Origin of the sequence: Pseudomonas sp. P39-UII1, from assembly GCF_039672635.1 — a bacterium.
GTDB lineage: Bacteria > Pseudomonadota > Gammaproteobacteria > Pseudomonadales > Pseudomonadaceae > Aquipseudomonas.
On sequence record NZ_JBDFPP010000001.1, the window covers coordinates 454,063 to 478,818 of the forward strand.

Annotated in this window: 20 protein-coding genes; 13 read left to right on the forward strand and 7 right to left on the reverse strand. The window is 62.2% G+C overall.

The window, feature by feature from the left end; translation table 11 throughout:
• Positions 1-89: 89 nt before the first annotated feature.
• The 4 genes from ABEH27_RS02180 to ABEH27_RS02195 all read right to left on the reverse strand — a co-directional run bounded on the left by ABEH27_RS02180 (position 90) and on the right by ABEH27_RS02195 (position 4,476).
• A complete protein-coding gene (locus ABEH27_RS02180; protein ID WP_346611981.1) occupies positions 90-1,445 on the reverse strand; it encodes an amino acid permease in 1,356 nt (451 codons plus the stop codon).
• Between the two features lie 56 nt (positions 1,446-1,501).
• A complete protein-coding gene (locus tag ABEH27_RS02185; protein WP_346611982.1) occupies positions 1,502-2,443 on the reverse strand; it encodes an AEC family transporter in 942 nt (313 codons plus the stop codon).
• Positions 2,444-2,659: 216 nt separating this feature from the next.
• Positions 2,660-3,220: a response regulator transcription factor gene (locus ABEH27_RS02190; RefSeq protein ID WP_346611983.1), complete on the reverse strand. Its 561-nt coding sequence runs from the start codon at positions 3,218-3,220 to the stop codon at positions 2,660-2,662.
• Complete coding sequence (locus ABEH27_RS02195; RefSeq protein ID WP_346611984.1) at positions 3,220-4,476, reverse strand: ATP-binding protein; 1,257 nt, start codon at positions 4,474-4,476, stop codon at positions 3,220-3,222. The genes ABEH27_RS02190 and ABEH27_RS02195 overlap by 1 nt, the downstream gene beginning before the upstream one ends.
• Positions 4,477-4,678: 202 nt before the next feature.
• Between ABEH27_RS02195 and ABEH27_RS02200 the strand changes: the two genes are divergently transcribed.
• From ABEH27_RS02200 to ABEH27_RS02240, 9 genes are all read left to right on the forward strand, one after another.
• Positions 4,679-5,395 (forward strand): SIMPL domain-containing protein, encoded by a 717-nt coding sequence (locus ABEH27_RS02200; RefSeq protein ID WP_346611985.1) that lies wholly within the window; start codon positions 4,679-4,681, stop codon positions 5,393-5,395.
• Positions 5,396-5,698: 303 nt separating this feature from the next.
• Positions 5,699-7,324, forward strand: a complete 1,626-nt coding sequence (locus ABEH27_RS02205) for an ABC transporter substrate-binding protein (RefSeq protein WP_346611986.1) — start codon at positions 5,699-5,701, stop codon at positions 7,322-7,324.
• A 125-nt stretch (positions 7,325-7,449) separates the two neighbouring features.
• Positions 7,450-9,042 (forward strand): ABC transporter substrate-binding protein, encoded by a 1,593-nt coding sequence (locus tag ABEH27_RS02210; RefSeq protein WP_346611987.1) that lies wholly within the window; start codon positions 7,450-7,452, stop codon positions 9,040-9,042.
• Positions 9,043-9,191: 149 nt separating this feature from the next.
• Complete coding sequence (locus tag ABEH27_RS02215; protein WP_346611988.1) at positions 9,192-10,571, forward strand: OprD family porin; 1,380 nt, start codon at positions 9,192-9,194, stop codon at positions 10,569-10,571.
• A 73-nt stretch (positions 10,572-10,644) separates the two neighbouring features.
• Positions 10,645-12,240, forward strand: coding sequence for an ABC transporter substrate-binding protein (locus tag ABEH27_RS02220; protein ID WP_346611989.1), 1,596 nt, complete (start codon positions 10,645-10,647; stop codon positions 12,238-12,240).
• A gap of 76 nt (positions 12,241-12,316) precedes the next feature.
• On the forward strand, positions 12,317-13,327 hold the full coding sequence (locus ABEH27_RS02225) for an ABC transporter permease subunit (protein ID WP_016485006.1): 1,011 nt from the start codon (positions 12,317-12,319) through the stop codon (positions 13,325-13,327).
• Between the two features lie 10 nt (positions 13,328-13,337).
• On the forward strand, positions 13,338-14,264 hold the full coding sequence (locus ABEH27_RS02230) for an ABC transporter permease subunit (RefSeq protein ID WP_346611990.1): 927 nt from the start codon (positions 13,338-13,340) through the stop codon (positions 14,262-14,264).
• A gap of 10 nt (positions 14,265-14,274) precedes the next feature.
• Entirely contained in the window at positions 14,275-15,243 is a 969-nt protein-coding gene (locus ABEH27_RS02235; RefSeq protein WP_346611991.1) for an ABC transporter ATP-binding protein, read from the forward strand.
• Positions 15,243-16,211: a peptide ABC transporter ATP-binding protein gene (locus ABEH27_RS02240; protein ID WP_346611992.1), complete on the forward strand. Its 969-nt coding sequence runs from the start codon at positions 15,243-15,245 to the stop codon at positions 16,209-16,211. Before ABEH27_RS02235 ends, ABEH27_RS02240 begins: the two co-directional genes overlap by 1 nt.
• 189 nt (positions 16,212-16,400) lie before the next feature.
• Here ABEH27_RS02240 and ABEH27_RS02245 read toward each other — a convergent pair whose 3' ends face one another.
• On the reverse strand, positions 16,401-17,288 hold the full coding sequence (locus ABEH27_RS02245) for a hypothetical protein (protein ID WP_346611993.1): 888 nt from the start codon (positions 17,286-17,288) through the stop codon (positions 16,401-16,403).
• A gap of 852 nt (positions 17,289-18,140) precedes the next feature.
• Positions 18,141-18,668 (reverse strand): hypothetical protein, encoded by a 528-nt coding sequence (locus ABEH27_RS02250; RefSeq protein ID WP_346611994.1) that lies wholly within the window; start codon positions 18,666-18,668, stop codon positions 18,141-18,143.
• A 239-nt stretch (positions 18,669-18,907) separates the two neighbouring features.
• Between ABEH27_RS02250 and ABEH27_RS02255 the strand changes: the two genes are divergently transcribed.
• The 4 genes from ABEH27_RS02255 to ABEH27_RS02270 all read left to right on the forward strand — a co-directional run bounded on the left by ABEH27_RS02255 (position 18,908) and on the right by ABEH27_RS02270 (position 22,686).
• Positions 18,908-19,708, forward strand: coding sequence for a nuclear transport factor 2 family protein (locus ABEH27_RS02255; protein WP_346611995.1), 801 nt, complete (start codon positions 18,908-18,910; stop codon positions 19,706-19,708).
• Positions 19,709-19,773: 65 nt separating this feature from the next.
• Positions 19,774-21,180: an FAD-dependent oxidoreductase gene (locus ABEH27_RS02260; protein WP_346611996.1), complete on the forward strand. Its 1,407-nt coding sequence runs from the start codon at positions 19,774-19,776 to the stop codon at positions 21,178-21,180.
• Positions 21,181-21,212: 32 nt separating this feature from the next.
• Positions 21,213-21,554, forward strand: coding sequence for a cupin domain-containing protein (locus tag ABEH27_RS02265; protein ID WP_346611997.1), 342 nt, complete (start codon positions 21,213-21,215; stop codon positions 21,552-21,554).
• Between the two features lie 52 nt (positions 21,555-21,606).
• On the forward strand, positions 21,607-22,686 hold the full coding sequence (locus ABEH27_RS02270) for a polyamine ABC transporter substrate-binding protein (protein ID WP_346611998.1): 1,080 nt from the start codon (positions 21,607-21,609) through the stop codon (positions 22,684-22,686).
• Positions 22,687-22,839: 153 nt separating this feature from the next.
• On the opposite strand, the gene ABEH27_RS02275 is transcribed toward ABEH27_RS02270, so the two are convergent.
• Positions 22,840-24,423, reverse strand: a complete 1,584-nt coding sequence (locus tag ABEH27_RS02275) for a peptide chain release factor 3 (RefSeq protein ID WP_346611999.1) — start codon at positions 24,421-24,423, stop codon at positions 22,840-22,842.
• Between the last annotated feature and the right edge of the window lie 333 nt (positions 24,424-24,756).

The following is a 24,756-nucleotide window of genomic DNA, read 5'->3' on the forward strand; positions in this document are numbered from 1 at the left end:
GGCGCCTATGAAATCGAGCGCCGCGCGGGCGGCGCTCGATCTCAAGAGCGCTACATGATTCAAGACATGCGCCTCGAATCCCCCCTATCTCAAGCCTGCCGTGCCTTTTTCAAGCGAAACGCCACGTACAACAGCGCAATCCACCCCGGAATCAACATCACCGAAATCCGAATCGGCGGGGTCAGGTACATCACCACCAGAATCAGCACGATGAACGCCAGGCACAGGTAGTTGGTGAACGGGTGCCCCCAGCTCTGGTAGAACGGCGTGATACCCGCCGCCAGCTTGGCCTTGCGGAACTTCAGGTGGGTGATGCTGATGCTCGCCCAGTTGATCACCAACGCCGATACCGCCAGCGCCATCAGCAGGCCAAACGCCTCACCCGGCATCAGGTAGTTGATCAGCACGCACATGCCCGTGGCGAAGGCCGACACGCCCAGCGCCGTCAGTGGCACGCCGCTGCGGCTGACCTTGAGCAGCTGGCGTGGCGCATCACCCTGGCTGGCCAGGCCGAACAGCATGCGGCTGTTGGCGTACACGCAGCTGTTGTAGACCGACAGCGCGGCAGTCAGCACCACGATGTTGAGGATGGTCGCCACCAGGTCGCTGTCCAGTTCGTGGAAAATCATCACGAACGGGCTGCCGCCCTGCACCACCTTCTGCCACGGGTACAGCGACAGCAGCACTGCCAGCGCACCGATGTAGAAGATCAGGATGCGGTACACCACCTGGTTGGTTGCCTTGGGAATGCTCAGGCGCGGATTGTCCGCTTCGGCGGCAGTGATGCCCACCAGCTCCAGGCCACCAAAGGAGAACATGATCACCGCCAGCGCCATCACCAGGCCAGTGACACCGTTGGGGAAGAACCCACCGTATTGCCACAGGTTGGCCACGCTGGCATCCGGACCGCCGTGGCCACTGGTCAGCAGCCAGGCACCAAAGCCGATCATGCTGACGATGGCCACCACCTTGACCAAGGCGAACCAGAACTCCATCTCACCGTAGACCTTCACCTGGGTCAGGTTGATGAGGTTGATCACCACGAAGAAGATCGCCGCCGTGGCCCAGGTGGGAAACTCCGGCCACCAGTACTGCACATAGATGCCCACCGCCGTCAGCTCGGCCATGCCCACCAGCACATACACCACCCAGTAGTTCCAGCCCGAGACGAAGCCTGCGAACTCGCTCCAGTACTGGTGGGCAAAGTGGCTGAAACTGCCGGCGACCGGCTCTTCGACCACCATTTCACCGAGCTGGCGCATGATGAAGAAAGCCATCAGGCCAGCAATGGCATAGCCCAGCAAAACGGACGGGCCTGCCAGCTGGATGGTCTGGGCGATACCCAGGAACAACCCGGTACCAATGGCACCGCCCAGCGCGATCAACTGGATATGGCGATTCTTCAGCCCGCGCTGCAAGCGCTCGGGCGTGCTCTGGTCTTGCATGAAGTGTCCTTTAGCTCAGTGAGGCAGTGTTTTTTGTGTTGTTGGCAGCGAAGGATCTAGATCCACCCGCCCCACTGCAAGATGAAAATACCAATGTTGGTGGTGATCGCCGCCATTAGCGTGGTGATTACGATGATCGAGGCCGCCAACTCATGGTTGCCGTTGGCCGCTCGCGCCATGACATAACTGGCCGCCGCCGTCGGGCTGCCAATGTACAGGAACAGGATGCCCAGTTCGGCCCCGCGAAAACCACAGAGCCAGGCCCCGAGGGTGCCGATCAGCGGCAACCAGACCATCTTCACCAGGCTGACATCGATGGCCAGCTTGCCACTGTCGCGCAGCGCCGCCAGCGACAAGGTGCCGCCAATACAGATCAGCGCCAGCGGCAGGGTCATCTGCGCCAGGTAGTCGCCGGAGGTAAGCAGCCAGTTGGGCAGCGGTACCTGGCCGTAGGCCATCGGCGTGGCGACCAGCACGCTGATGATCAGCGGGTTGCTGAAGATGCTCTTGCAGATGCTCCACGGGTCGGACTTGAGGTCCGGGCTGTACACGGCCAGCACCACAGCGGACAGCGAGTTGTACATGAGGATCACAAGCCCGGCGAGCACCGCGCCCAGGGAGATACCGTAGTCGCCATAAAGGCTGGCGGCCAGCGCCAGGCCAATGACCCCGTTGTTGCCGCGAAATGCGCCTTGGGTGTAGATGCCACGGTCGGCCTGCGGGCAGCGCCAGATGGCCATGCCCCAGGCCACGGCAAAGCCCACCAGCGTGGCGACGACGAAGTAGAGGATGACACCGGGTTTGACGGCCGACGCCAGGTCGGCGTGGTAGATGCCAAGGAACAGCAGCGCGGGCATGCAGACGTTGAACACCAGCTGCGAGGCGACCCGGTTGAAATTGTCGTCGATCAGGTGGATGCGTTTGAGCAGTACGCCCATGAACAGCATGGCGAAGACCGGGGCCGTGATGTTCAGCGTCTGGATGAGAAGGGCGAGCATGCGCAAGCGATCCTGAAAGGGTTGCCGTTAGGGGGCTAATGATACGTCAACAGGCCAGGATTTGCGGGGATCAGCTTCAATATAAAGAAATTTCTGTCAGTACTGGCCCTATCGCCGGCAAGCCGCCTCCCACAGGTACCCCACTAAACCTGATGACTGTGGAGCACCTGTGGGAGCCGGCTTGCCGGCGATAGGGCCGGTACTGCCAGAATAAGTTCAGCGCCGGACGGGGCGCTTCTGCAGCTTGCGCTGCAACGTGCGCCGGTGCATGCCCAGCGCCCGCGCGGTGGCGGAGATGTTGCCTTCGTGCTCACCCAGTACGCGCTGGATGTGCTCCCACTGCAGGCGGTCCACCGACATCGGGTTTTCCGGCACCAGGGTGTCCAGGTCGGTGTGCTCCGAGAGCAGCGCCGCCAGCACATCGTCGGCATCGGCAGGCTTGCACAGGTAGTTGCAGGCACCGCGCTTGACCGCCTCCACCGCGGTGGCAATGCTCGAGTAACCGGTCAGGATCACCACGCGCATCTCTGGGTCCAGCTCCAGCAGCTTGGGCAGCAGCACCAGGCCGGAGTCGCCTTCCATCTTCAGGTCCAGCGTGGCGTAGTCGGGCAGGTCGTTCTGGGCCAGGACCAAGCCTTCTTCAGCGGAGCTCGCGGTGCTTACGCGAAAGCCCCGACGGCTCATGGCACGGGCCATGACCCGGGTGAAGGTGGCATCGTCATCCACCAGCAGCAGGTGCGGCAGCTCTTCGCTTTCGACCTGGTTTTCTTCGCTCATCATTCATCTCCTCGCGTGCCATGGGGCAGGCGCAGTTCGGTGAGGGTGCCACCCTGCTCATGACTATAGAGTTTCACCGAGCCGCCCGCACGGGTCACGCTGGCTTTGCTCAGGAACAGGCCCAGGCCGAAGCCTTTGCCCTTGGTGGTAATGAAGGGTTTGCCGATGGCTTCGGCAATGGCCGGCGGCACGCCGGGGCCATGGTCGCGGATGCTGATGACGATGTCCTGGGCGTCCCAGTCCAGGTGCACTTCCAGGTCATCGGGGCAGGCATCGGCGGCATTGTTCAGCAAATTCAGCAGCGCCTGGGTCAGGTCCGGGGGCGGCGTCAGGCGCGGCACCTGGCCGTCGCGCAAGCGCTGGAAGCGGTAGCTGGCTTCCGGGCGCATCAGGTGCCAACGGTTGAGGGCTTCATCGAGCCATTCGGTGACGTCCTGCTCGACCACGGCCAGCCGGCGGTTGGCTTCGGCGGCGCGGACCAGTTGCTGCAGCGTCTCTTTGCACAGTTTGACCTGATCCTGAAGGATCTGCAGGTCTTCCTGCAACAGCGGATCTTTGTGGTCCTGGCGCATTTCGTTAAGCAGCACGCTCATGGTCGCCAGCGGCGTGCCCAGCTCGTGTGCAGCACCTGCCGCCTGGGTGGCCACGGCCAGCAGCTGTTCATCGCGCAGGCTCTCTTCACGGCGTTCGGAGCGCAGTTGCTCCTGGCGGCGCAGCTCTTCGGCCATGCGCGCGGCGAAGAAGGTAATGACTGCAGCGGCCAGTGCGATGCTCAGCCACATGCCATAGACCTGCATCTTGTCCCGCGCCATCGGCAACCCTTCGAGCGGGTAGAACTGCACCAGCAGCATGCTGTAGGCGGTCAGCGCGATACCCGACAGAATCAGCGAGTAAAGCCAGGGCAAGGTCACTGCGGCGATGGCCAGCGGCACCAGGTAGTAGGAAACGAATGGGTTGGTCGAGCCGCCCGAGTAATACAGCAGGGCGCTGTGGATCAGCAGGTCGCAGGCCAGCTGCAGCGCATATTCAAGCTCGGTGACCGGCAGCGACAGGCGCAAGCGCAAGGCGGTGAACGCGCACAGCAAAGATGAAAGGGCCAGGGTCGCGGCCAACGAAAACCATGGCAGCGGCAGCAGTTCGGTCCAGTAGGCAACGCCCACGGAGCCGGCCTGGGCGGCCAGGACCAGAACCCGAATGACAGTCAGGCGCCAGAGGTTCTGGCGTGTAGCGGACAGCGGTTGTGCGGCGGCGAGCATGAGCTCTCCTGATGAGTGCTCCAGGAAAATCGGCTGGAGTATACCGAAGCCGGGCGGCCAGCTGCAGCGATGCGGCAAAGCGCCACACTTTGTCACAGGTTCATGATGGCACTTTTGAACCCACCACACTGTTCCCGGTCTTAAGGGCCATGCGTGGGATGGACGCCCAGAACCCACGCCTTTCATTGCCAAGGAGTACCACATGCATATCCCTCGTCGCGGCGCTGCCCTGATCCTCTCCTGCGGCCTGCTCGCCAGCCTGCCGGCGCTGGCGGCTGATGAGCCGCGCTATAACCAGGTATCGCTGCGTGCCGAAGTCAGCAAGGAAGTGCCGCGCGACCTGATGGTCGTGACCTTGTATAGCGAAGCGCAGAACACCGACCCGGGCAAGCTCGCCAAACAGATCACCGAAACCATGAACAAGGCCGTGCAACAGGCCCGCCAGGTCAAGGACGTGAAGATCAGCCAGGGCAGCCGTAACAGCTACCCGGTGTACGACAGCAAGGGCCAGAAGATCACCGGTTGGCGCGAACGTGCCGAACTGCGCCTGGAAAGCGCCGACTTCCCGGCCCTGTCGCAGCTCAGCGCCGACCTGCTGCAGGACCTGAAAATGGGCGGGATGGACTTCTCCATCGCGCCGGCTACTCGCAAAACCAGCGAGGACGAGCTGCTCAAGGATGCAGTCAACGCCTTCAAGGCACGTGCCCAGCTGGCGACCGAAGCGCTAGGTGGCAAGGGCTACAAGGTGGTCAGCCTGAACCTCAACAGCAGCGGCTACCCACGCCCTTACCTGCGCAGCGCCCCCATGGCGATGAAGGCCATGGGCGCGGATGAAGCCGCACCGGCTCCGGATATCGAAGCAGGCACCAGCGAAGTCAGCATGAATGCCGATGGGCTGATCGAAGTCCAGATGCCCTAAGCCTGTTCATCAGGGGCGCTAAGCGCCCCTTTCAGCAAATTTCAGACATTTCCTACGCACCAACAACGCGCATCCTACGTATATCCCTCCCCGAAATATTCTGCAAAAAGCCATCATTTTGCCCTCGCAAACGTTTAACTTCCGAGAAAGTTACATGGATGCGACATCCATGTACGCCCGTACTACTTTTCTGACGCCAACTATCCTTCGGAGTGTTGCATTGGGTACATCCCCTGCATAAGTATCCGCAGGTCGGCTCACGAGGCCACCTCAAACCAGAAAAATGACAACAATGAGGCCACCATGCTCAAACACGCAGTCATTCCGTTTCTGCTCGGCGCAGGCTTGCTCGGCGGCGCCCCGCTTGCCCACGCCGCGTCCAACCTGGTGTTCTGCTCCGAAGGCAGCCCGGCCGGTTTCGACCCGGGGCAATACACCACCGGAACCGACTTCGACGCCTCGGCCGAGACCGTGTTCAACCGCCTGACCCAGTTCGAACGGGGCGGCACCGCCGTCATCCCCGGCCTGGCGACCCAATGGGATGTGTCCGACGACGGCAAAACCTACACCTTCCACCTGCGTGAAGGCGTCAAGTTCCACACCACCGACTACTTCAAGCCAAGCCGCGAATTCAACGCCGACGACGTGCTGTTCACCTTCAACCGCATGCTCGACAAGAACCACCCGTTTCGTAAGGCCTACCCCACCGAATTCCCCTACTTCACCGACATGGGCATGGACAAGAACATCGCCAAGGTGGAGAAAGTAGACGCACACACCGTCAAGTTCTCCCTCAACGAAGTGGACGCCGCGTTCATCCAGAACCTGGCCATGAGCTTTGCTTCCGTGCAGTCGGCCGAGTACGCCGACCAGTTGCTCAAGGATGGCAAGGCCGCCGACATCAACCAGAAGCCGATCGGCACTGGCCCATTCGTGTTCAGCAAATACCAGAAGGACGCGCAGATCCGCTTCAAGGGCAACAAGGACTACTGGAAACCCGAGGACGTGAAGATCGACAACCTGATCTTCGCCATCACCACCGACGCCTCGGTGCGCATGCAGAAGCTGAAGAAGAACGAATGCCAGGTCACCCTGTTCCCGCGCCCGGCCGACATCGAGCCGCTAAAGGCCGACAAGAACCTGCAGATGCCGCAACAGGCCGGTTTCAACCTCGGCTACATCGCCTACAACGTGATGGACAAGATCAAGGGCAGCAACGAGCCCAACCCCATGGCCAAACTCGAAGTGCGCCAGGCACTGGACATGGCCGTAGACAAGCAGAAGATCATCGAATCGGTCTACCAGGGCGCCGGCCAGCTCGCCGTCAATGGCATGCCCCCGACCCAGTGGTCCTACGACACCAGCATCAAGGACGTGCCGTACGACCCGGAAAAGGCCAAGCAACTGCTCAAGCAAGCCGGCGTCAAGGAGGGCACCGAGATCACCCTGTGGGCCATGCCGGTGCAACGCCCGTATAACCCCAATGCCAAGCTGATGGCAGAGATGCTGCAGTCCGACTGGGCCAAGATCGGCATCAAGGCGAAGATCGTCAGTTACGAATGGGGCGAATACATCAAACGCTCCAAAGGCGGCGAACAGGGCGCCATGCTGATCGGCTGGAGCGGTGACAACGGTGACCCGGACAACTGGCTGGGCACCCTGTATGGCTGCGACGCCATCGACGGCAACAACTTCTCCAAGTGGTGCTACAAGCCCTACGACGACCTGATCAAGCAGGCCAAAGCTACCTCGGACCAGGCCAAGCGCACCGAGCTTTACCAAAAGGCGCAGCACATCCTCAAGGAGCAGGTGCCGATTACCCCGATCGCCCACTCCACGGTCTACCAGCCGAAGAGCGCCAAGGTGAAGGACTTCAAGATCAGCCCGTTTGCGCTGAACGCCTTCTACGGCGTCAGCGTAGAAAAATAGCCCCGGGCCACCCTCCGCCCCTCCCGTAAACCAAACCCGCCCCCGACGCTACCGCGCCGGGGTTGGGGTGCCTGTTGCCGCAATTCGTATCCCGAAGCAGTGCAACAGATGGAAAAGGATTTGCCATGCGCCATACAAAACTGTTTTGCAGCGTGCTCGCCCTGGGCCTGCTGGCCCCAGCCGGCGCCGCCCACGCCAAGAACCTGGTGTTCTGCTCCGAGGGCAGCCCAGCCGGGTTCGACACCGCCCAATACACCAGCGCCACCGACAATGATGCGGCCGAACCGCTCTACAACCGCCTGGTGGAGTTCGAACGCGGCGGCACAGCGGTGCACCCCGCACTGGCGAGCAAATGGGAGGTTTCCGGCGACGGCCTGCGTTACACCTTCCACTTGCGCGAGGGCGTGAAATTTCACGCCAACAAGGCCTTCACCCCCACCCGCGACTTCAACGCCGACGACGTGCTGTTCACCTTCAACCGCATGCTCGACAAGGGCCACCCGTTCCGCCAGGCCTACCCCACCGAGTTCCCCTACTTCGTCAGCATGGGCCTGGACAAGAACATCGCCCGGGTCGAAAAGACCGGCCCGCTAACTGTCGTGTTCAGCCTGAACACAGTCGATGCCGCGTTCATTCAGAACCTGGCGATGAGCTTCGCATCGATACTGTCGGCGGAATATGCCGAGCAATTGATGGCCAGCGGCCGCCCCAGCGACATCAACCAGCAACCCATCGGCACCGGCCCGTTCGTGTTCCAGCGTTACCAGAAGGATTCGCAGATCCGCTTCAAGGGCAACAAGGAGTATTGGGCGCCGGATGAAGTGAAGATCGACAACCTGGTGTTCTCGATCAACACCGACCCTTCGGTGCGCATCCAGAAGCTGCGCCGCAACGAATGCCAGGTGACCTTGCACCCGCGCCCGGCCGACCTGCCGGCGCTCACGGCTGACAGCAAATTGCAGGTGCTGCAGCAGCCGGGCTTCAACCTCGGCTACATCGCCTACAACACCCAGCACCCTCCGTTCGACCGTCTGGAGGTGCGCCAGGCCATGGACATGGCGGTGAACAAACAGGCGATTCTGCAGGCGGTTTATCAGGACTCCGGCCAGCTGGCCGTGAACGCCATGCCGCCGACCCAGTGGTCCTACGACAACAGCCTCAAGGACGCACCCTTCGACCCGGAAAAGGCCCGGCAGCTGCTCAAGCAGGCCGGCGTCAAGGAAGGCACCGAGGTCACTTTGTGGGCCATGCCCGTGCAGCGCCCGTACAACCCCAACGCCAAGCTCATGGCCGAGATGCTCCAGGCCGACTGGAACAAGCTCGGCTTCAAGGTGCGCATCGTCAGTTACGAATGGGGCGAGTACCTCAAGCGCATGAAAAGTGGCGAGCACGATATCGCCCTGATCGGCTGGACCGGTGACAACGGTGACCCGGACAACTGGCTTGGCACCCTCTACAACTGCGATGCCATTGGCAGCAACAACTATTCGCTGTGGTGCGACCCGCAGTACGACAGCCTGGTCAAGCAGGCCAAACAGGTCACCGACCGCGAGCAGCGCACCGTGCTGTACCAGCAGGCCCAGCAGCGCCTCAAGCAGCAGGTGCCGATCACGCCGGTGGCGCATTCAACTGTGAACCAGCCGATCAGCATCAAGGTGGCCGATTTCAAGGTAAGCCCCTTTGGCCGCAATGACTTTTCTGGTGTGAGTGTTGATTGAGCGCTAGCCGGTGCTGGCCCTATCGCCGGCACGCCAACACAACTCCCCCGATTTTGCCCGGCAATCCCGGGCAACCCTGGCAACACCGCGAAAAAAACCGGCCCACAAGGCTAGGTAATAACTAAAAGAACAGAAAGGGAGCTTTAACCTTGAGACCATTCACCCTCACCGCGCTGGCCTTATCCATGGGCGCATGCTGCGCCATGGCCCAGGCCGAAACCCAAAGCCAGGACTACGTCCCGTTCAGCATCAAAGGCACCAGCGAACAGGACGAAGCAAAAGGCTTCATCGACGGCCAGAGCCTGTCCGGCAGCACCCGCAACTGGTACGCCCGCGAACGCGCCACCCGCGCCCCGCTGTGGAAGTACTACAAAAGCGACGGTAGCCGCCACGACACCCACAGCCGCGACAACTGGTTGCAAGGCACCATTCTCAACTACAGCTCGGGCTTCACCCAGGGCACCGTGGGCTTTGCGGTCGAAGCTGCCGGCTACAACGCCATTGCCCTGGAGCAGGGCCGCGCTGCCATCGCCGGCCCCAACAACCGCACCCTGACCCACAGTGACGGCGACCCCGTCGGCCAGTGGAGCAAGATGGGCCTGGCCAACGTCAAGGCGCGCGTGTCCAACACCACCTTGACCGTCGGCCGCCAGTCGGTGGACACACCGATGATCGCCTACATCGGCAACCGCGCGTTGCCTTCGAGCTTCCAGGGCGCATTTCTGCACAGCGCCGAATTCGACAACCTGTCGTTCGACCTGGGCACCTTCGACCGTGTGTCACCACGTACCGAACAGAGCCTCAGCAAGTTCCGCAGCGAGTACGGCGCCGCCGGCGTCGAGACCGACCGCGCCAGCACCACCGGGGTCAACTACCAGCCGCTCAAGAGCCTGACCACCAGCCTTTACGCCACCAAGGTCGACGACTTCTGGAACCAGTACTACTTCGGCGCCAACCACGTGTTGGGCGACAGCGCGGTGCTGAGCCTGACCACCGGCCTGAACTACTACAAGACCGTGGACGAAGGCAGCAAGAAGATGGGCGAGATCGACAACGACACCTACAGCCTGTCGCTCGGCCTCACCCATCAGGCCCATACCCTCAGCGCGTCCTGGCAGCAGGTCAACGGCAACGAATACTTCGACTACCTGCACGAAACCAACGGCATCTACCTGGCCAACTCGCTGCTCTCGGACTTCAACGGCCCGAACGAGAAATCCCTGCAGATTTCCTACGTGCTGAACATGGCCCCGTACGGTGTGCCGGGCCTCAAGTTCAACCTGTACAACGCACGCGGCTGGGGCATCGACGGCACCCATTACCGGGGCACTGCCTATGACGTCACCGGCATGGACGGCGAAACCCACTACGAGTGGGGCATCGGCACCAGCTACGCAGTGCAGAGCGGCGCGCTGAAAGACACCAGCATCCGCGCCACCTACACCGCGCACCGTGCCAGCAAGGCGCAGGCCGATGGCAGCCTGGACGAGCTGCGCATCGTCACCACCATTCCATTCAACATTCTCTGACCGCTGACGCCACGGTTCACCTACGCATGGGCCGTGGCGTCTACGCTGGAATCAATGCGAGCAAGGAGTTCACATGACATTGCTACCCCTGCGCGCTGCCCTGGCAGCGGTCATCCTCGGCGCCGCCGGCAACCTGGCGGCCAAGCCGCTGGTGGTGTGCACCGAAGCCAGCCCGGAAGGCTTCGACATCGTCCAGTACACCACGGCGGTCACCGCCGACGCCTCAGCCGAAACGCTATTCAACCGCCTGGTCGATTTCAGGCCCGGCACTACCGATATCGAACCCGCCCTGGCCGAGCGCTGGGACATCTCCGCCGATGGCCTGACCTACACCTTCCACCTGCGCCAAGGGGTGAAGTTCCACACCACCGACTACTTCACGCCGACCCGCGACTTCAACGCCGACGACGTGCTGTGGAGCCTGCGCCGCCAGCTCGACCCGAACCACCCGTGGCACGACAAGACCAGCGTCGGCTACCCGTATTTCGAGAGCATGGCCTTCAAGGACCTGCTCAAGTCGGTGGAAAAAACCGACGACCACACCGTGGTCATCACCCTTGCCCGCCCGGAAGCGCCGTTCCTGCGTGACATGGCCATGGCGTTCACGTCGATCTACTCCGCCGAGTACGGCGACCAATTGCTCAAGGCCGGCAAAACCGGCGACCTCAACAGCAAGCCGATTGGCACTGGCGCATTCATCTTCCAGCGTTACAACAAGGACGCCCAGGTGCGCTTCAAGGCCAACCCGGAGTACTTCCGTGGCAAGCCACCCGCCGACACCCTGGTGTTCGCCATCGCCACCGACAGCAACGTACGCCTGCAGAAGCTGCGCGCCAACGAGTGCCAGGTCGCGTTGTACCCCAAGCCGGATGACGTGCCCTCGATCAAGGCCGACACCAGGCTGAAGGTCGCCGAGATCGAAGCCCTGGTCACCGGCTATATCGCCATGAACACGGAACACAAGTACCTCAGCGACGTGCGCGTGCGCAAAGCCATCAACATGGCTTTCGACCGCCAGACCCACGTCGATCAGCTGTTCGGCAAGGGCAACGCGCTGGTCGGGGTCAACCCCTACCCGCCGACCATGATCGGCTACAACAATGACAACCAGAACCCGCCACGCGACCTGGCCAAAGCCCGTGAACTGCTCAAGCAGGCCGGTGTGCCGGAAGGCACGGTGATTACCCTGTTCACCCGCAACGGCGGCGGCCCGACCAACCCCAACCCGCGGCTGTCTGCCGAGATGCTGCAGGCGGACCTCGCCAAGATCGGCCTCAAGCTGGATATCCGGGTGATGGAATGGGCCGAGATGCTGCGCCGCGCCAAAAAAGGCGAGGCCGACCTGGTGTCCACGGGCTGGGCCGGCGACAACGGCGACCCGGACAATTTCCTCAGCCCCCTGCTCAGCTGCGACGCTGCAAAAACCGGCGAGAACTACGCGCGCTGGTGTAACTCGAAATTCCAGGAACTGATCACCCGCGCCCGCGAAGTGATCGACAACGACGAGCGTGCCAGGCTCTATGCCGAGGCATTGAAGGTGTACGATGACGACCAGCCCTGGATCAGCATGGCGCATCCGAAGATGTTCACTGCCATGCGTGACAACGTGGAGGGTTACGTGATCAACCCTCTGACCAACAACAACTTCGCCACCACCAAGGTGAAGTAGAACAACAACGATCGCCGGCAACCCACACGGGCACCGGCGGCACCGCCGTACAACGGCTGATGAGGTAACCCCGACAATGTTGAGTTTTATTGCCCGGCGCCTGGGCCTGCTGATTCCGACTTTTTTCGGCATCACCTTGCTGACCTTCGCGCTCATACGCCTGATCCCCGGCGACCCGGTGGAAGTGATGATGGGCGAGCGCAGGGTCGACCCCGAAATGCACGCCCAGGCCATGGAGCGCCTGGGCCTGAACAAGCCGCTGCCGGTCCAGTACCTGGACTACGTCGGCAAGCTGGCCCAGGGTGACCTGGGCGAGTCGCTGCGCACTCGCGAAAGCGTGTGGACCGAGTTCCTCACCCTGTTCCCCGCCACGCTGGAACTGGCCTTCGCCGCGCTGTTGTTCGCCGGCATCGTCGGCCTGCTGGCCGGGGTGATCGCGGCGCTCAAGCGCGGTTCGCTGTTCGACCATGGGGTCATGGGCATATCCCTGGCCGGCTACTCGATGCCGATCTTCTGGTGGGGCCTGATCCTGATCATGTTCTTCTCGGTAAGCCTGGGCTGGACGCCGGTGTCCGGGCGTATCGACCTGTTGTACGACATCGAGCCGAAAACCGGCTTCATGCTGATCGACACCCTGCTCAGCGACGAGGAAGGGGCGTTCAAGGATGCCGTGATGCACCTGATCCTGCCGGCCATCGTGCTCGGCACCATCCCGCTGGCGGTGATCGCCCGCATGACCCGCTCGTCGATGCTCGAAGTGCTGCGCGAAGACTACATCCGCACCGCCCGCGCCAAAGGCCTGTCGCCGGCCCGCGTGGTGTTCGTGCACGGCCTGCGCAATGCGCTGATCCCGGTGCTGACTGTATTCGGCCTGCAGGTCGGCACGCTGCTGGCCGGTGCGGTGCTCACCGAAACCATCTTTTCCTGGCCGGGCATCGGCAAGTGGCTGATCGAAGCCATCGGTGCCCGTGACTACCCCGTGGTCCAGAACGGCATCCTGTTGATCGCCTGCCTGGTGATCCTGGTCAACTTCGTCGTGGACATCCTCTACGGCCTGGCCAACCCACGCATCCGTCATCAGCGCTGAGGCCTTCGCCATGACTAGCCCGATTCCGAAACCCGTCACACCGGCCAGCCCGGTGGACCAAAGCTTGCTCTACCCCTCGCCGTACAAAGAATTCTGGCACGCCTTCGCGCAAAACAAGGGTGCCGTGATGGGCCTGGCGTTCATGTGCCTGGTGGTGTTCTGCGCGCTGTTCGCGCCATGGGTCGCACCGCACAACCCGAGCGAGCAGTACCGCGACTTCCTGCTGACGCCGCCGGTGTGGCTCGAAGGCGGTACCTGGCAATTCATCCTCGGCACCGACGAGCTCGGCCGCGACCTGCTCTCGCGGCTGATCCAGGGTGCGCGGCTGTCGCTGCTGATCGGCCTGTCGTCGGTGGTGATGTCGCTGATCCCGGGCATTCTGCTGGGCCTTTTGGCCGGCTTCTTCCCGAACTTCATCGGCCCATCGATCATGCGCCTGATGGACGTGATGCTGGCGCTGCCCTCGCTGCTGCTGGCCGTGGCGATCGTCGCCATTCTCGGCCCAGGCCTGATCAACACAGTGATCGCCATCGCCATCGTCTCCTTGCCCTCGTATGTGCGCCTGACCCGCGCCGCGGTGATGGGCGAACTCAACCGCGACTACGTCACCGCCGCACGCCTGGCCGGTGCCGGGCTGCCACGGCTGATGTTCGTCACCGTGCTGCCCAACTGCATGGCGCCGCTGATCGTGCAGGCAACCCTGAGCTTCTCCTCGGCCATCCTCGACGCTGCTGCACTGGGCTTCCTGGGCTTGGGCGTGCAACCGCCGACGCCTGAATGGGGGACCATGCTGGCCTCGGCCCGCGACTACATCGAGCGCGCCTGGTGGGTGGTGAGCCTACCCGGCCTGACCATTCTGCTCAGTGTGCTGGCCATCAACCTGATGGGCGACGGCCTGCGCGATGCGCTGGACCCGAAACTCAAGAACGCCGCCTGAGGAGAGCGCCATGTCACTGTTGCAGATCAACAACCTGAACGTGCGCTTCGGCGACGCCAACGCAGTACCGGTGGTGGACGGCCTGGACCTGGCGGTGGACGCTGGCGAGATCCTGGCCATCGTCGGCGAGTCCGGCTCGGGCAAATCGGTGACCATGATGGCCCTGATGGGCCTGATCGATGCGCCCGGGCGCATCACCGCCGATACGCTCACCTTCGACGGCACCGACATGCTCAAGCTCAGCGGCCGCCAGCGCCGCAAGGTGGTGGGCAAGGACATCGCCATGGTCTTCCAGGACCCGATGACCGCGTTGAACCCCAGCTACACCGTGGGCTTCCAGATAGAAGAAGTGCTGCGCCAGCACCTGGGCCTCAAAGGCAAGGCGGCGCGCCAGCGGGCGCTGGAGCTGCTGAAAAAAGTCGAGATCCCGGCTGCCGAAAGCCGCCTGGACGCCTACCCGCACCAGTTGTCCGGCGGCATGAGCCAGCGCGTGGCGATCGCCATGGCAATTGCCGGCGAGCCTAAGCTACTGATCGCCGACGAGCCGACCACGGCCCTCGACGTGACCATCCAGGCGCAGATCATGGAGCTGCTGGTCAACCTGCAGAAGGAGCGCAACATGGCGCTCATCCTGATCACCCACGACCTTGCCGTGGTCGCCGAAACCGCCAAGCGGGTCTGCGTGATGTACGCCGGCCAAGCGGTGGAAGTGGGCCAGGTGCCGGAGCTGTTCGACGTGCCGGCACACCCTTACAGCGAGGCGCTGCTGGCAGCGATCCCCGAACACAGCATTGGTGCCGAACGCCTGGCGACTCTGCCCGGCATCGTGCCCGGCCGCTACGACCGCCCCGCCGGCTGCCTGCTGTCGCCACGCTGCCCCTATGTGCAGGACAACTGCCGGCGCCAGCGCCCGCCTCTCGCCCCTCAGGCTCATAGCCTGGTGCGTTGCTTCTACCCGCTGAACCAGGAGGTGGCGTGATGGCCGTCGTACTTACCGCCCGGGAGCTGACCCGGCATTACGAAGTCTCCCGCGGGCTGTTCAAGGGCCACGCCCTGGTGCGCGCGCTCAATGGTGTGTCGTTCGAACTGGAGGCCGGCAAGACCCTGGCTGTCGTAGGCGAATCCGGCTGTGGCAAATCGACATTGGCACGCGCCCTGACCTTGATCGAAGAGCCGTCCTCAGGCTCGTTGCAGATCGACGGCACCGAGGTGACGGGCGCCAGCAAAAGCGAGCGCAAGCAGTTGCGTCGCGATGTGCAGATGGTGTTCCAGAGCCCCTATGCCTCGCTCAACCCCCGGCAGAAAATCGGCGACCAATTGGCCGAGCCGCTGCTGATCAACACGTCGCTGAGCAAGGCCGAGCGGCGCGAGAAAGTGCAGAAGATGATGGAACAAGTCGGCCTGCGCCCGGAGCACTACCAGCGCTACCCGCACATGTTCTCGGGCGGCCAGCGCCAGCGTATCGCCTTGGCCCGGGCGATGATGCTGCAACCGAAAGTACTGGTGGCTGACGAGCCGACTTCCGCGCTGGACGTGTCGATCCAGGCGCAGGTACTGAACCTGTTCATGGACCTGCAGAAGGAATTCAACACGGCGTATGTGTTCATTTCGCACAACCTGGCCGTAGTGCGGCATGTGGCGGATCAGGTGTTGGTGATGTACCTGGGCCGGCCAGCGGAGATGGGGCCGAAGGCGGATATCTACGAGAAGCCGCTGCATCCGTATACCCAGGCATTGCTGTCGGCGACACCGGCGATTCACCCGGACCCCTTGAAGCCGAAGATCCGCATTGCAGGGGAGTTGCCCAACCCGCTGAACCCGCCGGATGGGTGTGCGTTTCACAAGCGGTGCCCTTATGCGACGGAGCGGTGCGGCGTTGAAGTGCCGGCGTTCAGGCCGGTCGGCAGCCGGCAAGTTGCCTGCCATTATGCGGAGCAGTTTCTCTAGACCGGTGTGAAATTCATCGCGGGCAAGCCCGCTCCTACACGTTCAGCGCCTGTAGGAGCGGGCTTGCCCGCGATGGGCCGCAAAGCGGCCCCAAGCAATTCAATGCATGAATATCGCAATCAGGATGATCACCGGAATCGGTACCCCAAGCATCCACAGCAGTAATGAGCGCATGTTGTTTCTCCTTACTTAACGTTGAACGGTTCGACGCGCGGTGTAACCCATTTCATCCCCTTCCAGCCATTGCACATGATCACGCTGACGGCCACCGTACAGCGCCGCAAGGCTGGCAAAGAACGCACCACACAACAGCGCAACGAAGGTCCACAGCGCGGTCCATGCCGCTACCTTGGCAGCGGTATCCGCAGCTTGTTTCGCCTGCACTTTGGCTTGTTCAACCTGAGCGAACACCTGGTCGACGCGCGCCTCGGCCTCGGCCTGGCTCAGCCGTGTACGTTGCGCCACCAGTTGCGCGAGGTAAGTGCGATCGCCTTCGGCAAGGGTGCCTTCGGTTATCGACCTGGCGATGATCCGCGCCGCAACGCCGTTGGCGGCGTCATCGCTGACCGGGGCCGGGCCGTCACTGCGGAACAGGCTATCGACGAAATACCCGTTCGGGTCAGGCTTGGGTGCCATGCTTGCAGCTGCCCCCACGGCGGTTGCACCCGCCTGCACGCCTGCACCGGCCAGGCCACCGACTGTACCCACGATCAACATCGCGGCCACCAAGGTGGCCACTGCCCAGGAGAGGAAGCCATGGGCTGTATCGCGGAAATACACTTCGTCACCATGCAGGTTGGCCCATTTAACCCGCAACCGGCCGGCAATGTAGCCACCAAGGCCGGAAGCGAGAATCTGGGTCAGCAACAGCCAGATGATCGTTGAGATGCCCAACGCCTTGGCGCTCGCGCCTTCATTGGCCCAAGGCGAGGTGGCAGCAAAGCCCAGACCCGCACCGAGCACCACGAGGATGAGTGAAAGAGACGCCGCAGTAGCGGCACCGGCAAAGATCGCTGCCCATGACACGCCTGAGCGTGACTGGGTATCGGCATACGGATAATCGGCAGAGGGGATCATGATGTGTTCGCCTTTGTTGTGAGCAACAGGTCCTAGTCGCGCTACTACCGCTGCAGACGCTGTGCCACATGTGTCAAAAAATGACTCCCTGCAAATTCAAGGTGTTAGCTTCATTCGCTAATTTTTGATCGTGCAAAAAACCCGGATCGCGGTTAGCGCCTCAGGGTTTATGCAATGCGTGCGGGTTATTGGCCGCAAAGCGGCCTCAAGACAAGGCCGCCCCAGGAGGGTAACGGCAAACCTATGTAGACACGGGCACGTCCCAGCCTCCATCCGCGCCCCTTTCGAGTTGCTGGTGATCGCCCCCTAACGCTGTCAGCATCCCTGTACGCCGGTCCAGTGACCGACCGTCCGGATACACGGTGTGCCCACTCGCGTGAGAGACACGACCATCAGGGTGGGTCAGTGTGCTCCGCTTGCCTATCGAGCCATCCTCATAGGTGGCAGTCCCCTCCATATAAAAATGATTGGCACCCACATGACGAAAAACGTACTCACCCCGAGCATCGAGGTAGATCTCGGTGCCGGGCACTTGGTCGTCCAGCACCCTCTCCCCCCAATCAACAGAGGATGAGCGCCCCTTTCTAGGCTCGAAGAGCGCGTCAACACCTCTCCTGAATATCAATCGCACTAAAACGTTTCTTTTAGGACGGTCAACGAGTGCTTCATCTGGAAATCTCCACAGCCCCTCTTCGAAGGGCTCAAGGCCTGTGGTATCGAACCCCGGTTCCACAGGTTGCCAATTTCCATCGGTGTCTTGCACTTCCCACCCTGGATCAGTTGATAATGCATCCACCATAGCGTTCGACTCCTGAAGTTAGGATTGGCCCCGTCGCTGGCTGTTCAGCCCTCTCAAAGCGTGACGACCACTTTGCCATCTTCATCAAATTCCCCTTGCACTTCTGCGCCGTCTGGCAGCGTCACGATCCTGCTCGCCCGGTTATAGGATGCACCGTTCTCATACTTCACGTTCCCATCCGGCGTCGAAACACTGCCATCGGGGTGTTTTATTTCCGTGTCCGTTGCGATTGATCCATCTATATATATAAATGTCCCATCCGAGTTCTGTTGGCTGTCTTTAGGGTGTTGGAATACATTCCCCTGAATTTCATCGACAACTATCTGGACAGCAACAGGCGCGATGAAGTGTTCCAAAAATGCCTCGCCAGCTTCCGAAACCACACCTTTAAGTCGACGCCCCCTGATGCGCCCTCCGATACGGCCCGGCTTTATCCGCTTCTTCCTGCGAAACCCACCCCCTGATTTTAACGCTGCATACTCTGGTGCATCGGGATCAAAATCCTGCGACATAATTACCCAGTCACCATTCGGGTTAAGCATTTCCCACTCGCCTTCTTCCCATTCACTGTCTTCAAACATATCGACCGCCTCTGCACTTTAGTCATTTAGATTCATAACAACGCAGTCGCTCATGGCCAGCACCGCTAGCCCTGAACCTGCGTGCAAGAGCAAACTAAAGTTCGGCCATTGCTTTAAGCACCCGTAAATAATTCCATCACAATGCAAGCCCCGACATTTCGCTATATCCGATCGCTTGAATTGTTATTCCAATTCATGCAGTCTGCTGCTATCCCACTGCAAATGCCGACACTTCCACCATGCTTCAACCTGACGGTCCCGAACACACGGCAGCTACCAGAGAGACCGTGCTGCGCTACCACCTGTGCTGGAAGCACCGCGACCTCGACGGCGTGATCGCGCTCTATCACCCCGACGTCCAGTACCACGATTTCTTCCAGAACCGCGTGCTCGGCTACCAAGCGCTGCGCGACTATGTGCGCGCCTGCCTGCCACACGAGGCCGGCGAGGATATCGTCCACAGCGACCGCATCCGGGTCGACGGCTGCACGGCGTTCATTCAGTACCAGGTCACGGTGCAGGGTGGTGAGGGCTTGGTGGCGTTCCAATCGAGCGAGGCGATCACGGTCAAGGACGGGCTGATCTGGCGGGTCAACGAATACGCCACGCTGGTCCGCCAGAACAGCCAGGGCCTGGCCAGCAGCGGCCCACGCCCGGCCACCAGCCGCCTGGGCCTGTCGCCGCGGCAGCTGTCGACCATGGCCCAGGACCTGGAGCACTACTTTCAGCGCCAGCGGCCCTACCTCGACCCGGAGCTGGACCTGCAGCAGGTCGCCGACGCCAGTGGCTACAGCCGTAACCAGATCTCCTACCTGCTCAACCAGGTGCTCGGGCAAAGCTTCTACCGCTACGTCAACCAGGCCCGTCTGCAGCACCTGATGGCCAGCCTGAACGATGACAGCGTGGAAGCGACGATCGACGACCTGGCCTTCAGCGCCGGCTTCAATTCCCTGTCGGCGTTCTACAAGTGCTTTCGCCAACACACAGGGCTCACGCCCAAGGCCTACCTCAAGCAAATTTCCCTGCGTGCACGCACGTAGGACAGCCCTCCCCCAACGCCACTAGCATCGCCCACAGACCTTGACGGAATGTGGAGCCGAACCCGATGCAACCCCTGCGCACACTCAGCCTGTGGATGGACCAGCTCGACGAGCCGCTGTGTGCCCGCCCGGCGCTGCGCGAAGACCTCGAGGTCGACGTCTGCATCATCGGCGCGGGCTACACCGGCCTGTGGACGGCGTACTATCTCAAGCGCCAGGCCCCTCACCTGAACATTGCGGTGATCGAGGCCAACATCGCAGGCTTCGGTGCTTCTGGGCGCAACGGCGGTTGGCTGATGGGCAACCTGCTCGGCGAGGACCGTCTGCTCGCCACCCTGTCGCCGCAGCAACGCCGCGCCAGCATCGACCTGCTGCACGGCATCCCCGATGAAGTGCACGCCGTGCTGCAACGTGAAGCCATCGACTGCGACTACCGCAAAGGCGGCGTGCTGTACTGCGCCGCCCGCTACCCGGAACAGGAGCGCAGCCTGCGCGCCTACCTCGACGACCTGTACCGCCAAGGCATGACCGAGGATGACTACCGCTGGCTGCGCCCCGATCAGCTGGATGGGCAGTTGCGCGTGAGTAACGCCTACGGCGCGATCTACAGCCCGCACACCGCGACCATCCAGCCGGCCAAGCTGGTGCGTGGCCTGGCCCGAGCGGTGGAGGCGCTGGGCGTCCCGATCTACGAGAACACCCCCGCCGTCGACTGGCAGCCCGGTGAAGTACGTGCGCCACTGGCGCGCGTGCGCTGCCAGTGGATGGTGCCTGCCGTCGAGGGCTACGCCGCCAGCCTGCCGCCGCTGGGCAAGCATCAGTTGCCGGTGCAGAGCTTGCTGGTGGCGACCGAACCGCTACCCGAATCGGCCTGGGAGCAGATCGGCCTTGCCCAGGGCCAGGCCTTCAGTGAAAGCAGCCGCCAGGTCACCTACGGCCAGCGCACCGCCGACAACCGCCTGGTATTCGGCGCCCGCGGCGGCTACCGCTTTGGTGGCCGCCTGCGCGAGGACTTCACCCTCACCGAGGCCGAAGTCGAACTGCGCCGCTACTTGTTCGGCGAGCTGTTCCCGCAGCTCAAGCACGTGCGCATCACCCATTCCTGGGGCGGCAACCTGGGCATGGCGCGGCGCTTCCGCCCGCACATGCTGTGCGACCGCCAGCGCGGCATTGCCCTGGCCGGCGGCTACGGCGGCGAAGGGGTCGGCGCCACCAACCTCGGCGGGCGCACCCTGGCCGCGTTGATTCTGGGCCAGCACAACGAACTGACGGCACAACCCTGGGTGCTCGACAACCGCCCCGTGTCGAGCCTCGCCGCCTGGCCACCCGAACCCTGCCGCTGGCTCGGCTACAACGCGATCATCCAGAGCTTCGTCCACGAGGACCGGACCCTCGCCAACCCCGCCAGCGCGCCGTGGAGGCGGCGCCTGGCCAGTTCCCTCGCAGACTTCATGGAAGGCTTCATGCACTGACTTCCCTTTCACCTACACAGGATCCACCGGTCATGAGCATCACCCAGTTCAAACACACCGACAGCGCCGTGCTGGAAAGCTCCAACCCAGTCGCAGTCCCCCTCGGCGAGCCCGTTGCAGTGGCGTCGGTCACCTGCGTGGAGCGCAGCGATGGCGTCGAAACCGGCATCTGGGAATGCACACCCGGGCGCTGGCGGCGGCAGATCGTGCAACAGGAGTTCTGCCACATCATCAAGGGCCGTTGCACCTTCACCCCCGACGGCGGCGAGCCCCTCTACATAGAAGCCGGAGACGCATTGATGCTACCGGCCAACAGCATGGGTATCTGGGACATCCAGGAGACCGTGCGCAAGACTTACGTGCTGATTTTCTGATCCGCTGATCGCCTGCCTTCGATAACAACAGACAAAGCAAGGTAAACCCGACATGCGCACCTTCCTTCTCGCACCCCTGATGCTGGCTGCCAGCGTGGCCAGCGCCACCGACACGGTGAAAATCTACAACTGGTCCAGCTACGTCGCCCCCGACACCCTGAAGAACTTCCAGCAAGCCACCGGCATCGTGCCGACCTACGACGTGTACGACAGCAACGAAACCCTCGACGGCAAGCTGATGACCGGCAACTCCGGCTACGACGTGGTGTTCCCCTCCAACCACTTCATGGCCCGGCAGGTCCAGGGCAAGGCGCTGAAGCGCCTGGACAAATCGCAGCTGCCCAACTGGCACAACCTCAACCCGGTGCTGCTCAAGGCGCTGGAAGTGAACGACCCGGGCAACCAGTACGGTTTCCCTTACCTGTGGGGCAGCACTGGCATCGGCTACAACATCGACAAGGTCAAGGCGGTGCTGGGCGACAACGCGCCGGTCGGCTCGTGGGACCTGATCTTCAAGCCGGAGTACATGAGCAAGCTGAAAAGCTGTGGCGTAGCGGTGTTGGACAACGGCCCCGAGCTGCTGCCGATCGCCCTGCATTACCTGGGCTTGCCGCACCACAGCCAGGACCCGAAGGATTACCAGAAGGCCAAGGATTTGCTGATGAAGGTGCGGCCGTACATCAGCTACTTCCATTCATCCAAGTACACGGGTGACCTGGCCAATGGCGATATCTGCGTGGTGGTCGGTTTCTCGGGTGACGTGCTGCAGGCGAAAAACCGCGCCGACGAAGCGAAGAACGGCGTGAAGGTGGGGTACTCGATTCCCAAGGAAGGGGCGCCGATGTGGTTCGACATGGTGGCCATGCCGGCCGATGCGCCGGATGAGAAGGCGGGGTATGCCTACATGAACTACCTGCTGCAGCCGGAGGTGATGGCCAACATCAGCAACCATGTGCAGTACGCCAACGGCAACCTCAAGGCTGACAGCCTGGTGGACCCGGCGATGAAGGGCAATACGATGATCTACCCCAGTGACGAGGTGATGGGCAAGTTGTATGCGCTGGAGGCGATGCCGGCCAAGATCGACCGCATTCGCACCCGGATCTGGACCAGTATCAAAGCCGGGAACTGAGCCCCGTGTAGTTTTCACTGGCCTCATCGCTGGCAAGCCAGCCCCCACAGGAACTGCACAAGCCTGCAGGGCTGTGCTTATCCTTGTGGGAGCTGGCTTGCCGGCGATGAGGCCAGATCAGACAACACAACTGCCTGATCTGGCGTCTGAGGATCAGTGGTGCTCGCGAGTAGCGCGGAATTTCACATCCGGCCAGCGCTCTTCCATCAGCGACAGATTGACCCGGGTCGGGGCCAGGTAGGTCAGGTGACCGCCACCGTCGATGGCCAGGTTTTCCATGGCCTTGACCTGGAATTCCTCGAGCTTCTTCTTGTCATCGCAGCTGATCCAGCGCGCCGACCAGACGGTGATCGGCTCGTAGGCACACTCCACCTTGTACTCTTCCTTCAGGCGGCTGGCGACCACGTCGAACTGCAGCACACCGACCGCACCCAGGATGATGTCGTTGCTGCGCTCCGGGAAGAACACCTGGGTGGCGCCCTCCTCGGCCAGCTGCTGCAGGCCCTGGCGCAGTTGCTTGGACTTGAGCGGGTCTTTCAGGCGCACGCGGCGGAACAGTTCCGGAGCGAAGTGCGGAATACCGGTGAAGCCCAGCGCTTCGCCTTCGGTGAAGGTGTCGCCGATCTGGATGGTGCCGTGGTTGTGCAGGCCGATGATGTCGCCGGCGTAGGCTTCTTCGAGCTGCTCACGCTCGGACGAGAAGAACGTCAGGGCGTCACCGATGCGCAGGTCCTTGCCCGTACGCACGTGGCGCATCTTCATGCCCTTCTCGTACTTGCCCGAGCAGATGCGCATGAAGGCGATACGGTCGCGGTGTTTCGGGTCCATGTTCGCCTGGATCTTGAACACGAAGCCCGAGAACTTCTCTTCCACCGGCTCCACGGTACGCTCATGGGCGACACGGGCCAGCGGGCGCGGGGCCCAGTCGACAACAGCGTCGAGCACATGGTCGACGCCGAAGTTGCCCAGGGCGGTACCGAAGAACACCGGCGTCAGCTGGCCGTTGATGAACTCGTCCTGGTCGAACTCATGGCAGGCACCCTGTACCAGCTCGAGCTGCTCGATGAAGCGATCGTATTCATCACCCAGGTGCGCACGGGCTTCATCGGAGTCGAGCTTCTCGATGATCTTGACCTCGGTACGCTCGTGGCCGTGGCCCGGGGTGTAGACGATGATGTAGTCGCCGGCCAGGTGGTACACGCCCTTGAAGTCGCGGTAGCAACCGATCGGCCAGGTGATCGGCGCGGCCTTGATCTTCAGTACCGCCTCGATTTCGTCGAGCAGTTCGATCGGGTCGCGGATGTCACGGTCGAGTTTGTTGATGAAGCTGACGATGGGCGTGTCGCGCAGGCGGCAGACATCCATCAGGGCGATGGTCCGCGGCTCTACACCTTTACCGCCGTCGAGCACCATCAGCGCCGAGTCCACTGCGGTCAGGGTGCGGTAGGTGTCTTCCGAGAAGTCTTCGTGGCCGGGGGTGTCGAGCAGGTTGATCATGTGCTCGCGGTACGGGAACTGCATCACCGAGGTGGTGATGGAGATGCCGCGCTGCTTCTCCATTTCCATCCAGTCGGAAGTGGCGTGGCGGTCGGACTTGCGCGACTTCACGGTACCGGCGACGGCAATGGCCTTGCCCATCAGCAGGAGCTTCTCGGTGATGGTGGTCTTACCGGCGTCGGGGTGGGAAATAATTGCGAAAGTGCGGCGCTTCGCGACTTCGGCGGCCTGTTTGGTCATGGGAAATCGCCTGACTGGGGGATTCAAAAAGGGGCGATATCATACCTGAAGTGAGGCACTCGACCAAAGCCCAAGTCATCGGCAACCTCACTGGTCCGCGCAGAGGCCCGGATCGACTCCACCAATCCTCAATAACTCGTTATTTCAGGACAAATGGCCACAGGCCAGTTATTTCAACGCCTTCAGCGCATTAAGTCGCTGTTTTCTCTCGCCAAATTTCTACCCAACCAGTGATTAACACTGGCCAAATGCCGCCCCAGATGGGAACCTTTACGCCCTCGGAGACGTCCACTCCCCTGCAACCCGCTTCGGTTAGGGACTGGTTTCATCAGC